This window comes from Marinobacter sp. MBR-99, from assembly GCF_040547575.1.
In the GTDB taxonomy this organism is placed as follows: domain Bacteria; phylum Pseudomonadota; class Gammaproteobacteria; order Pseudomonadales; family Oleiphilaceae; genus Marinobacter.
Genome location: NZ_JBEPPY010000002.1, coordinates 298,241 through 310,997, shown reverse-complemented (window position 1 = coordinate 310,997; position 12,757 = coordinate 298,241). Strand labels below are relative to the sequence as shown.

At 57.9% G+C, this 12,757-nt stretch carries 8 protein-coding genes; 4 read left to right on the top strand and 4 right to left on the bottom strand.

All coding sequences use genetic code 11. The features are described 5' to 3' along the window. Positions 1–159: 159 nt before the first annotated feature. Positions 160–441 (bottom strand): ACT domain-containing protein, encoded by a 282-nt coding sequence (locus ABIE59_RS03190; RefSeq protein WP_354444167.1) that lies wholly within the window; start codon positions 439–441, stop codon positions 160–162. Further along, the gene (ilvG, locus tag ABIE59_RS03185) at positions 438–2,132 is read right to left on the bottom strand and encodes an acetolactate synthase 2 catalytic subunit (protein WP_354444165.1); all 1,695 of its coding nucleotides are present in this window, start codon (positions 2,130–2,132) and stop codon (positions 438–440) included. The genes ABIE59_RS03190 and ilvG overlap by 4 nt, the downstream gene beginning before the upstream one ends. Positions 2,133–2,473: 341 nt before the next feature. On the opposite strand from ilvG, the gene ABIE59_RS03180 reads away from it, so the two are divergent. Together ABIE59_RS03180 and ABIE59_RS03175 are read left to right on the top strand one after the other, a co-directional pair. After that, positions 2,474–3,556 carry an efflux RND transporter periplasmic adaptor subunit gene (locus tag ABIE59_RS03180; protein WP_354444163.1) on the top strand — a complete coding sequence of 361 codons (1,083 nt, stop codon included), beginning with the start codon at positions 2,474–2,476 and terminating at the stop codon, positions 3,554–3,556. 5 nt (positions 3,557–3,561) lie between these two features. After that, positions 3,562–6,645 (top strand): efflux RND transporter permease subunit, encoded by a 3,084-nt coding sequence (locus ABIE59_RS03175; protein WP_354444161.1) that lies wholly within the window; start codon positions 3,562–3,564, stop codon positions 6,643–6,645. On the opposite strand, the gene ABIE59_RS03170 is transcribed toward ABIE59_RS03175, so the two are convergent. Continuing rightward, the gene (locus ABIE59_RS03170) at positions 6,642–8,267 is read right to left on the bottom strand and encodes a methyl-accepting chemotaxis protein (RefSeq protein WP_354444159.1); all 1,626 of its coding nucleotides are present in this window, start codon (positions 8,265–8,267) and stop codon (positions 6,642–6,644) included. The genes ABIE59_RS03175 and ABIE59_RS03170 overlap by 4 nt on opposite strands. A gap of 167 nt (positions 8,268–8,434) precedes the next feature. Between ABIE59_RS03170 and ABIE59_RS03165 the strand changes: the two genes are divergently transcribed. After that, on the top strand, positions 8,435–9,169 hold the full coding sequence (locus ABIE59_RS03165) for a pseudouridine synthase (protein WP_354444185.1): 735 nt from the start codon (positions 8,435–8,437) through the stop codon (positions 9,167–9,169). Positions 9,170–9,315: 146 nt separating this feature from the next. Continuing rightward, positions 9,316–11,184, top strand: coding sequence for a sensor domain-containing diguanylate cyclase (locus ABIE59_RS03160; protein WP_354444157.1), 1,869 nt, complete (start codon positions 9,316–9,318; stop codon positions 11,182–11,184). On the opposite strand, the gene ABIE59_RS03155 is transcribed toward ABIE59_RS03160, so the two are convergent. Next, positions 11,154–12,620 carry an amidase gene (locus tag ABIE59_RS03155; RefSeq protein WP_354444155.1) on the bottom strand — a complete coding sequence of 489 codons (1,467 nt, stop codon included), beginning with the start codon at positions 12,618–12,620 and terminating at the stop codon, positions 11,154–11,156. The genes ABIE59_RS03160 and ABIE59_RS03155 overlap by 31 nt on opposite strands. Between the last annotated feature and the right edge of the window lie 137 nt (positions 12,621–12,757).

The following is a 12,757-nucleotide window of genomic DNA, read 5'->3' as shown; positions in this document are numbered from 1 at the left end:
CTGCCCGTCGGTAGTTGGGGTGTGGGGTATTTTTCTGGCAGGGAAAAAGATGTCTGAGCGAAGCGAGTTGTTTTTCCCAGAAGAAAAATACCCCACACCCCACGTACCCGCCCGCAAACCCAAAGGCTAGGAGCCCATGCCGAAGCCCGAGCCAGCCCCTTAAGCCGAAACGGAGCGAACCGACGCCCCCTGCTCCTGAAGGGCCACATCCACAACGGTATGCAGCTTCTCCAGCTGAGAGCGTAACATGGCAATAGGCCGGCTGCCGGAAAGGGTGAGGGCGATGTCCAGGTGATCATCGGCAGACTCCATAGACATACGCGAAATCTGGAACCCCCGAACCCGAACCACCTGACAAAGCCGCTCCAGCGCCGCCGCCTCCTGGTTCATCCGACAGTTCAAGGTATAACTTGGCAAAGCCGTTTGCGCTTGCGGGTTCATGCTACGTACTCCTTGATGGTGGTGCGACGGTTCTCGTCAATCATGTCTCGGTTACTGGCGCCGGGTTTCACAATCGGCCAGACATTCTCCTCCCGGCTGATGGCCACGTGCAGCAGCATCGGGCCGTCGTAAGCCAGAATCGTCTCAATGCCCCGGCGAATCTGATCCGTGCGCTCAATATGCAGGGCCGGGATATCAAACGCCCGCGCCATGGCCACGAAGTCCGGGTTGTCGTCCAGGTTGATGTGGCTTTCCCGGTTGTTGTAGAACAGTTCCTGCTGCTGTCGCACCATGCCCAGGCATTGGTTATCCAGAATGATCAGCTTGAGCGGCAGGTTATAGCGGCGAATGGTGGCCAATTCCTGGGCGTTCATCATGAACGAGCCATCACCGGTGACATTGATGACCGTGCCGCGGCGATTCGCAAACTGGGCGCCGATGGCCGCAGGCAGGCCGAACCCCATGGTGCCCAGGCCGCCGCTGGTCAAGTGGTGGCGCGGGTGATTGAATTCGTAGTGCTGGGCCACCCACATCTGGTGCTGACCAACGTCACAGGCGATCACCGTGTCATCCGGTGCAATGCGTGAAAGCTGACGGATAAACGCGGGGCCGGTGATCGGCGCCAGGGCTTCCTCGTTGTCCGCAGCCTGGAAGCCGCCGGTGGTGTGCCAGGTTCTGCATTGCTTCTGCCAGTGTGCAATGGCCAGTGGCTTCTCCTTCAAGGCCTCGGTGAACGCAGTCAGTATCCGGTTCAGGTCACCCCGCAGGGCCAGGTCTGCCGGGCGCAGTTTGTTGATTTCGGCGGCATCGGCGTCGATGTGAATCATTCGGGCATTGGGCGCGAAGCCGTCCAGTTTGCCAGTGGCCCGGTCGTCAAGGCGGGCGCCAACAACGAGCAGCAGATCGCACTCGTCAACCGCCTTGTTGGCGGCCCTGGATCCATGCATGCCCAGCATGCCGAGGTTGTTCGGGTTGTTCCTGCCCGGGTTGCCGATGCCTTTGAGAGTAACGACGCCGGGCAAACCGGAGATGTTGGCAAAGGTACGGAAGTTATCTTCAGCACGGGCCAGGGAGACTCCGCCGCCACTGTAGAGCAGGGGACGTTGGGCGGAGTAAAGCATGGCCAGTGCATCGGAAATATTCGGGCACTGGGCGTCCGGCTGTGCAGCCGGTGTGGCGAATGGTGCACTGATCTCTGTCAGCTGAATGTCTTTGGGAATATCGATCCATACCGGCCCGGGCCGGCCGCTCTGAGCCAGGGTGATGGCTTCTTCCATGATGACAGGCAGGGCCTCAGCGTCGTCCGCCAGGTAACTGTGTTTCACGATGCCCAGGGTCATGCCCAGAATGTCGGTTTCCTGGAAGGCGTCGGTGCCAATCAATCCGGATGGAACCTGCCCGGTGATCACCAGCATGGGGATGGAATCCATGTAGGCATTGGCAACGCCGGTGATCAGATTGGTAGCACCAGGGCCGGAGGTGGCGATGCAAACGCCGATCTTGCCACTGGCGCGGGCAAAGCCGTCGGCCGCCAGGGCGCAGGCCTGTTCGTGGCGGCACAGCACGTGCTCCACACCCACATCGTCCACCAGGGCATCGTATAGCGGCATGATGCAGCCACCGGGATAGCCGAATACGGTATGGATGTTATGGCGGTGGAACGCTTCAAGAATGTGCTGTGCGCCGTTCATGCTCGTTTTTCCTTTTTTCTTTGCCGCAAAAAAGAAACCCCCGGGACCTTTCGGTGCCGGGGGTTTCTGGTGTCTTTGTCAGGTTGTCGCTATCTCAACCGCTTGTCCACGCAAAAGTCCCCGGACGGTACCACGACCACCAGGACTAGCTTCACGATGACGACTACAGCGTTGAGATTCATAAAATCGACAGTCTGCTCTGAATTGATTCAAACAATGTGTGTAGAATCTAACCCACGTTTAAATCCGGTTGCAACTGTTTATTGCCGAAAATGTGGCTGCGCCCACCTACCGTGGGTTGTCGGGCCCATCAAAAAGAACGATCCCTTGGCGAGTGTTACATGACGAAAGCAAAACTGGGCTCTCTTGGGCTGTCAATTCTGATCCTTGTACTTCTGGTTGTCTGGATGGCGACTGGCGATGTAAAAGTTGCCAGTAACGAGGCGCCGGATGAGCCACAGGTGCGGGATGCAGAGCGGACTCGGGTTGAAGTTGAGACCCTTGAGGCCTCTCGTTATCAACCAATCCTGAAACTGCAGGGGCAACTTGAGCCCTGGCGCTCGGTCGTGATCGGTGCGCGGGTAGCCGGAACCGTTGAACGGATGAAGGTAGAGCTGGGGCAGAGCGTTCGTGCCGGGCAGGCGTTGTTGCAGCTATCTGTTGACGGCCGGGACACGGTTGTAGAGCGTTGGCGCGCCAACATTCAAAAGCTGGATGCAGACCTTGCCGCTGCGCGCCGGTTGAGGGCCAACAACCTGGCGGCCGAGACCGACATTCTCAGGCTGCAGAGCGACCTGGCTGCGGCCAGGGCGGAGCTGGCGGCGGCGGAACTCGCGGTGCGGCATCTTCGCCCTGAAGCCCCGTTCGACGGCGTCGTTAACCGAAAAGATGTGGAGCAGGGCGATCTGGTGCAGGTGGGTACGCCGATGCTGCAGCTGGTGCAGATTGACCGGCTTAAAGCCACCGGCAGGATTCCGCAGCAAACCGTAAAGGATGTTCAGCCCGGGCAGGCAGTGGAGGTTAATCTTCTGGATGGGTCGCGACTGGCCGGCGTTGTCAGTTTTGTTGCCAGCGCTGCCAGCCCCGAAACACGCAGTTTTGCTGTTGAAATTGTGGTTGAGAATCCCGAGCAAAAACGTGCGGCCGGTGGCACTGCCAACCTGAACATTCTGTTGCCCGAGCAGGATGCGATTTTTATCTCACCGGCGTATTTAAGTCTGGACGATAATGGCCGACCCGGCGTGAAATATGTGGATGATAGCGATGTTGTGGTCTTCCGGAACGTCCAGCTCCTGAGCGTATCCACCAATGGTGCCTGGGTGTCTGGCCTGCCGGAACAGATTAGTCTGATTACCCGTGGTGGCGGTTTTGTGGCTGAGGGTGAACAGGTTGAGCCGGTTGATCGCTCTGACCAGCGGGGTTGAAAGCTATGCGAGCGCTGATTTCGGCGGCCATGGACCGCAGCCGCACAACCCTTTTGCTGTTCCTGTTTCTTCTGTTGGGGGGTATGGCGGCCTATCAGGCGATTCCCAAGGAATCCAACCCTGACGTCACCATCCCTATGATCTATGTGTCCATGACCCTTGAGGGCATAAGCCCGGAAGATGCCGAGCGGCTGTTGGTGCGCCCCATGGAACAGGAACTGCGGTCTCTGGAGGGGATAAAGGAAATGCGGGGCACTGCCTCCGAGGGTCATGCCTCGGTGATGCTGGAGTTCGATGCAGGGTTCAATCCGGACAAGGCACTGCAGGACGTCCGCGAGAAGGTGGATACAGCCCGTACCAAGCTGCCTCAGGAAGCTGACGAACCCCGGGTAAATGAGATCAACGTCTCTCTGTTTCCCGTGCTGTCGATCGGTTTGTCTGGCCCGCTTTCCGAGCGTGAACTCATCACCATTGCCCGTCGCCTGCAGGATGCCATTGAAGCGATCCCCGAAGTTCTGGAAGTCGACATCGGCGGTGACCGGGAGGATCTGCTGGAAATTGTGGTGGATGCCCAGGTGTTGGAAAGCTACGGCATTGATTTCGACCAGTTGGCCTCTCTGGTCAGGCGCAATAATCAGTTGGTGGCTGCCGGCTCCCTGGACACCGGCAACGGCCGGATGGCTCTGAAAGTGCCGGGAGTAATCGAGACCATCGAGGACGTGATGTCGATGCCGGTGAAGGTCGACGGCGATTCGGTGGTCACCTTTGGCGATGTGGCTATGCTGCAACGCACTTTCAAAGACCCTACCGGCTTTGCTCGCATTAACGGCGAGCCGGCGCTGGTGCTGGAGGTGTCTAAACGCTCAGGCGCCAACATCATTGAAACCATCGAGAAGATCCGCGCGCTGATCGACGACGCCAGGCCCCGCCTGCCAGATACTCTGGATATTCGCTACATCATGGATCAATCCGAGGAGGTTCAGGATATCCTGTCTGATCTCCTGAACAACGTGATGACCGCCATCGTGCTGGTGATCATTGTGGTTATTGCCACCATGGGCCCCCGCTCCGCGTTCCTGGTGGGCCTGACCATTCCAGGCGCATTCCTGACCGGTATCCTGGTGATCTGGAGCATGGGGCTGACCCTCAACATCGTGGTGCTGTTCAGTCTGATTCTGGTAGCGGGCATGCTGGTGGATGGCGCCATTGTGGTATCTGAGCTGGCGGACCGGAACCTCAGCGATGGCCAGCCGGTGAAAACCGCTTGGGTAGAAGCTGCCTCGCGGATGGCCTGGCCGGTTATTGCCTCAACCGCCACCACGCTTGCCGTGTTTGTACCCCTGTTGTTCTGGCCCGGGGTGGTGGGCGAGTTCATGAAGTTCCTGCCGATGACGGTGCTCATCTGCCTGATTGCCTCGCTGGCCATGGCTCTGGTGTTCCTGCCAGTGATGGGGGGTGTCAGTGGCGGCCGACGAGTTCACCAGGACGCCACTGACGGGCGGTTCATGATGACATACCGGAACATACTGGGTACCTTGCTGCGCCGCCCGGGGCTGACCCTGTTGGGCGCCTTGGTGGTGATTATTCTGATCTATGCCGCCTATGGCCGCTTTAACCACGGCGTTGAGTTTTTTCCAAGTGTTGAGCCGGATTCTGCTCAGGTGCAGGTGCGCGCCCGGGGCGATTTGTCTGTATGGGAGAGGGATGCCATTGTGCGGCAGGTGGAGCAGCGCCTGCAGAATATGCCAGAGGTAAAAGCCCTGTATGCGCGCTCGATGCTGGTTACCAGTAGCCAACTGGCACCGGACGTGATCGGGGTGTTGCAGTTCCAGTTCAACGACTGGTTTACCCGCCGCACCGCCACCGACATTCTGGAGGACTTTCGAGAGCGCACCCGGGATATACCAGGTATCGAGCTGGAGTTCCGCAAGCAGGAAGGTGGCCCGGCGGAGGGTAAGCCTGTAGAGCTGCTGGTCAGCAGCATGAACAGCGGTGAGCTGAACGGCTATGTGGATGAGATTCAACGGCAGATGCGCGCGTTGGGTGGCTTTGCCGATATTGAGGATGACCGCAGCCTTCCCGGCATTGAATGGCGCCTGCAGGTAGACCGGGAAGCGGCAGCCCGCTTCGGCACTGACGTTTTGAGTATAGGCAGTGCAGTACGCCTGGTTACCAACGGCCTGGTGCTGGCCACCTACCGGCCGGAAGATGTCAGGGATGAAGTCGACATTGCCGTGCGGGTGCCGAACAATTGGCGTGAGCTGGACCACCTTCAACGCCAGACCATCCACACTCCTCGTGGCCAGGTGCCATTGTCGGAATTTGTCAGCCTGGAACCGGGTGATAAAACCGGCTCCATTGTGCGGGTAGACGGCCAACGCACCATCACCATCAAATCCGACGTTGCTCCGGGCCGGCGCATGGATGAGGTCTTGCGCAGCCTGCAAGCAGAAATGCCAGAACCACCAGAGGGGGTAAGCGTTCGCTTCGCCGGGGAAAACGAAGACCAGCAACAGGCGGCCACCTTCCTGACCACGGCGTTTCTGGTGGCGGTGGGGCTGATGCTGCTGATACTGGTCACCCAGTTTAACTCCCTCTACCAGACTTTCCTGATCCTGTCGGCGATTGTACTGTCGACTGCCGGAGTGCTGCTGGGCCTGCTGTTTAACGGCCAGCCCTTCGGCGTGGTGATGGTGGGTATGGGGATCATTGCCCTGGCAGGCATCGTGGTGAACAACAACATCATCCTGATTGATACCTTCAACCAGATGAAGAAAGAGGGCAAGCCAGCCTACGAGGCAGCCCTGGAAACCGGTTGCCTGCGTTTGCGCCCGGTGCTGCTGACAGCCATCACCACCATTCTGGGTTTGACGCCGATGGTTCTGGGCGTCAACGTCAACCTGCTGGAACCGTCTCTCGGGTTGGGCGCCCCGTCAACGCAATGGTGGACACAGCTGTCCAGCGCTATCGCCGGCGGCCTTGCCTTTGCCACCTTGCTGACGTTGCTCCTTACTCCGGCATTGCTGGTGTTGGGTGACAAAGCCGGCCAGACCTTTTGCAGGCTGACCGGCCGCACTCAAAGCGACTAGTGACGGATACGATCGGCCAGTTCGCGGGCCCGGCTCGCCATGTCCTCAAGTTTCGGCACCGTGCGAAGGTTGTCTTCTGCGGCCCGATGCATGGCCTCGGCGGTTTCTGATACGTCGGTTACATTGCGATTGATGTCTTCACACACGCTGGTCTGTTGTTCTGCTGCCGTTGCGACCTGGGTGGTGGCATCGTTGATACTGGCCATCCTGCGGTTGATTTCCGCGAGAGTGCTGCGAACCGCTTCGACGGTTTCGTTGCTCTCTTGCGCCACTACCTCTGAAGCATGCATGTACTCGGTGGCATCCCGGGAGGCGTTGCTGATGGCTGCAATAATCTGGTCAATTTCGACAGTGGCTTCCTGGGTTTTGGCCGCAAGGTTGCGCACCTCGTCGGCCACCACGGCAAAGCCTCTGCCTGCCTCGCCAGCCCGAGCGGCTTCGATTGCGGCGTTCAGTGCCAACAGATTGGTCTGGTCGGCAATTTCACGGATGACCCGCATAACATCGCTCACTTTCTTGCCATCGTTTGCAAGCTGGTTGACAGTTTCTGTCGAGCTGCGAATCTGTTCGGTCAACCTATGCATACTTTCAACAGCCTTGTTGATCTGAGCATCGGCGGTGCCAGTCTCTTCCGAAGTCTGGCCCACCTCTGAGGCAACGGATGCGGCATGGCTTGCGACATCTTCGGCCGTAGCAGACATCTCATTCATGGCAGTGGCTATCTGTTCGATCCGCTGGTGGGCAATATCGGACTGGCTGGCGACGTTGTCGGCATTGGCGCGGATCAACTCGCCCGTCGTATGAAGTTGGGCCGCATTCTGGCTAAGCTGGGTGCCTGTATCGCTGAGGAACCCGTGCAGGTTGCGGGCGGCACCCGCCAGTTTGCCCAATTCGTCGGCACGCTGCATCGTCACCGGGTCAGACAGATCTCCTTTGCCCAGACGTGCTATCTGGGAGGTAAGCTTTTGTACCGGTCTCACGACGCTGGTAACGAGCATGACGATCAGTATGATCGTTCCAGCTACAATGGCAGCTATCAATAATGCTGACACGATCCAGCTGCGTTCGGTCACTGTTTTATTAAGGATAGAGGCCACGGCCAACCCATCTTCCCGGATATTCTGGACAGCTTCCTGAATAAGGCGGGCCGGTTCACGGTCAATACCCTGCACGGCGACATCGCCAGCGTTGGAATCAAAACCTGAGCGTGTAAACGCCTCAAAGCCTTGTCTGTAGGCCCGGCCCATCTCCTGGTGAGCCCGTTGAAACTCGGTCAACAGGGATTTGGCGCTGGCTGCTTCCATAGCAGGGATAAGGGATTCAAGCTGTGCCTGGATCGAAGCCTCTTGTTGGAGAAACCGTTGCCAGTACTTTTCACGCTGATCTGAATCTGCCCCTCGGATCAGCACGTTCTTCCACTCCTGAACCTGGGTTTTGAAATCCGAGAGTACGTCCTGGGCCTGGAGCGCCCGGACCATGTTGCTGCTGACCAGTTCATTGAAATCATCTTTGACTTTCAGGGAGAAGTTCAGGTAAGCCATCGCCACGGCAGCGACAGTCAGGTTCGTCGCCAGTATGATGACCAGGACGCGTCCCAGAATGCTTTTTGAGTACCAGTTCATGGTTAAGGTTCCGATTTCTGTGTTGGCTTATTCCAGATCATACGTTGCGGCGTTTTTATGGTTGTGGCGCTATAGATGTTGTTCTCACATAAATATTAGATCGGCTGGCAGAGCTGGAACATGAGATTTTCATACAAAAAAGAATGTGAACTTTTTGTTGCAGTATGATGACAGCTAACCCGTTAACTCTGCTCTACCGAGACGAGCAACTATTGGCTGTCCACAAACCCGCCGGTTTGCTGGTGCACCGAAGCCCCATAGACAAACACGAAACCGAGTTTGCCCTGCAATACGCCCGAGCGCTTAATGGCGGCGAGCATGTATACCCTGTGCATCGGCTGGACCGCCCCACCTCTGGTGTCTTGCTGTTTGCCAGAGATCCGGAGACCGCCCGTCTGATTGGTCAGGCCATGATGGCGGGCGAGGTGGAGAAAACGTATTTGGCCGTGGTCAGAGGGTGGGCGCCGGAATCCGGCGTGATTGATCATCCGCTGAAAGATGAGCCGGAAGACCGGCGTCTGCGTGGAACCGAACAGCCTGTGCGGGAAGCCCTCACTCACTACCGAAGGCTGGCGACCACTGAGATTCCGGTGGCCATCGAGCGCTATCCCTCCAGTCGGTACAGCCTGGTGGAGCTCTACCCGAAAACCGGCCGAAAGCACCAGTTGCGCCGCCACATGAAGCACATCAATCATCCCATCATTGGCGACGCCAACCATGGTCGTGGGCGCCATAACCGGTATTTTGCCGAGCGGTTTGGCGAGGGCAGGCTGATGCTGGCCGCTACCCGGCTGTCGTTAAGGCACCCGGTTACCGGTGAACCTCTCACACTGGTTTCGAGCCTGGAAGAGAGTTTTCTACGGGTGCTGGAAATTTTCCGTGACGACCAATTTAACATTTAATCAAAAGTGTTTGATTAATAACCGTTGTGTATCTTTTCTTGTCATTTTGCGTAAATTGGTAGTGTCTGCAGGCGCTACGCCCAGGCTTGGTGCATACTCGGTGACAAGCAAATAACTACACTAAACGCTTATAGCCGAGGCCCACTGTGCCAAGACTCTCGATACTGCTCATTCTTGCCCTCAGTCTTTTGCTGCCATCGTCAGTGCTGGCGGAGTCTGCAATCTGGGACAAGCATTCGAAGCGTCTGGAGCTGGCCCCGCATGTGGATTACTGGCTGGAGAGCGAGCCAATCTCTTTTGCTGAGGTGTCTCAGTTACCCGGGGAGGCCTGGACCGGCGGCAGTAGTGAGGGCGCTAACTTCGGCTACGGCAATGACGTGTATTGGTTCCGTTTCCGGGTGACCAACGTGACCGGCGTTGAAGCCGTCAATTTCCTGGAAATTGGTTACCCGGTATTGGACCATATCGAGGTCTACCTACCCGACACTCAGGAACCTCTGCTTCTGGGCGACAAACGTTCCTTTTATGATCGTCCCATCCACCACCGCAATTTTGTTGTGCCGTTGCTGTTGCCCTCTGACGAGACGGTTACGGTATACCTCCGTGTGGACACCACCAGCTCCATGCAGGTGCCGCTGACACTCTGGGAGCGGGATGCGTTTTATGCGGCAGACCAGGGCCGGAGCATGCTCGAAGGAATGTACTACGGCATTGTCCTGGTGATGATCCTGTACAACCTGTTTGTATTCATGGCCGTCGGCGAGCGAAGTTTTCTCTATTATGTTGGCTACATCACTTCCATGCCCCTGTTTCTGGCCAGCCTTCATGGGGTTGGTTTCCAGTACCTTTGGCCGGAGGGCACCTGGTGGAATGACCAGTCCATCATTGTGTTTCTGAATCTGGTCATCGTGTTTGGTGGGGCCTTCAGCATCCGCTTTATCAGCGTTACTCGGGAGAATCACCCCTGGCTGAACCGGTGGACCATGGCGATGATTCTGGTCGCTGGCCTGATGGCGGGGGCAGGCCTGTTTGTTCCCTACAAGCACATGATTCTGCCCACCATTCTGATCGCTGCGGTGGGCTGTTCGACCATGCTGGTGCTTAGCGTGGTGCGTTGGATCAAGAGAGATCCGGCGGCTCGCTATTACACCGTTGCCTGGGTGTTCATGCTGTCTGGGGGAATTGTACTGGCCCTGAACAAGTTCACTTTCCTGCCGCGCAACCTGCTGACAGAGAATGCCACTCAGGTGGGCTCGGCACTCGGTGTAATCCTTCTCTCACTGGCCCTGGCAGACCGCCTGAACCGGGAGAAGAAGCGTTCGTTTGCCGCGCAGCAGAGGCTCCTGAGGGAAGAGCGGAAGGCCCGGCTGGCGCAGGAGAAGTCCCTGCGGGTGCAGCAGGAGGCTAACGCCATGCTGGAGGAGCGGGTGCAGGAGCGCACTCGGGATCTGGAGGCCCTGAACGAGCAATTGCTGGAACTGAATGCCACAGACCCGCTAACCGGCCTGAAGAATCGTGGTCATTTCGACAAGGCGTTCCAGTCTTCAGTAGTTCACGCCTACCGGTTTGAGGAGGTGGTGTCGCTGCTGGTGCTGGATATCGATCACTTCAAGAAATTCAACGATACCTACGGCCACCTGGTCGGTGATGATTGTCTGAAAATGGTGGCCCAGTGCATCAAACGTCACGTGACGCGGCCACAGGATCTCGCTGCCCGCTACGGTGGGGAAGAGTTCGTGGTACTGCTTCCGGATACCCCTGGCGCGGGAGCAGAGCGCGTAGCGGAGCGGATTCGGCAGGAAATCGAAAAAACCGCCTTCCGGGTGTCTGGTGAAATACTCCATCTGACCGTCAGCATTGGTGTGTGCAGTGTGTCGCCGTCCCGTGCCGACGCCACCAAGGAAATCTTTTCCTGTGCCGATGAGGCGCTCTATGAAGCCAAGGGGCAGGGAAGAAATCAGGTTGTGGCCAACCGGCACAGGGGTCAGGACATCAGCGCCACATCGCCCGCATAGTGCTTATCGCTCAGATGCGAGATGAGAGGTAGCCGATGGTCCGCTTCAAGCGCGTAGGCCAGTTCCAGCAGAGTGCGCTCGTCACCATGGCGTGCCATAAACTGGACGGAAATGGGCAGGCCTGCCTCCGTGAGTGCCATGGGTACGGAGATGGCCGGCGCCCCGGTGGTGTTAGCTAACGGGGTGAAACAAACGTATCGGGTGAGCCTCTCGAACAATTGGTCAAAGGGCACGGTCGGGCTCAGGTGCCCCAGCGGCGGTGTTGTCTGGCCGAGCACCGGGGTCAGCACAGCGTCGTATTCGGCCATATGGCGTGCATACTCCCGCTGTGAGCGCTTGAGTCGCCAGAGCGCCGCCGGCAGTTTCCAGAGTTTTTTCCGGAACATTTTTTCCAGCCCGTTGGTCAGTCCGTCAACTTGCCGCTTATCGAACTGAGGGTGCATCAACTTGCGTCCCTGCAGTTTCACGCCGAATGCCAGCAATCCCCAGTACAGTGCAAAGTCGTCCGGAAAAGAGGCCGGAATGGGTGCCTGTATCGGCTCGATGATGTGGCCGAGTTTCTCGAGATAGCGGGCCGTGGCTTCCACCGTTTTGCGGGTGTCCTTGTCGGTCTTGTGGCCGGTCACAGAGTCCAGGACCAGTCCGATTCTTAGTTGTTTTCCAGAGGGGCCATGCACCTGGCCCACCCGGGGAAGAGCCGGATTGCGCAAGTACTCGTCTGCTGCAGTGATGAACCCGGCGGAGTCCCGTACCGTGCGGGTAACCACACCGTCACTGACGATATTGATCGGCAGGGTTTTAGCTGCTTCGTTATCCACTACCCGGCCACGGGTAGGTTTCAGACCAATCAAACCACAGCAGGCTGCCGGGATGCGGATGGACCCACCACCATCGTTGGCGTGGGCGATGGGCACAACGCCGGCGGCAACCAGAGCTGCGGCACCGCCCGAGGAGGCGCCGGAGGAGTATTGCAGGTTCCACGGGTTGCGAGTGGCGGCCCCATGGGCCGGCTCAGTGGTGGCATTGAAGCCGAATTCCGGTAGCGTGCTCTTGCCCAGGCAGAGGTAGCCCTGTGCCAGCATCTGTTCAGCGAATGGGCTGGTTTTGCTGGCGGTATTGTTGGGTACTGCGGCTGAGCCATGGCGGGTGGGCAGTCCCTGAACGTCGGTGTTGTCTTTGATAAAGGTGGGCACACCAGCGAACAAAGCCTGAGGTTTCTCGAGGTTCTGGGCGAGCGAGAGACTCCGGTCATAATCCGTCGCAACCATCCCGTTAATCACCGGTTGTGCCATCTCTGCCCGTTCAATGGCTGATCTTGCGACTTCCAGTGCCGACACTTCACCGGAACGTATGCGCTCCGCCAGGGCGGTTGCGTCATCTTCACCCATGGCATCATCACGAAAACAGTGGAAAGGACCCTGGTGTTTGGACTGCATGGCGGACTCCGGATTGATCAGTTCCGCTTACGATAACGCACCTGAAAACGTGATGGCATGTCATTTTGGGTATCGCGTCACAAGCTACGTTGAAACTGCTGAATTGGTGATTGATCCTGATCACTCCTAATCACGCC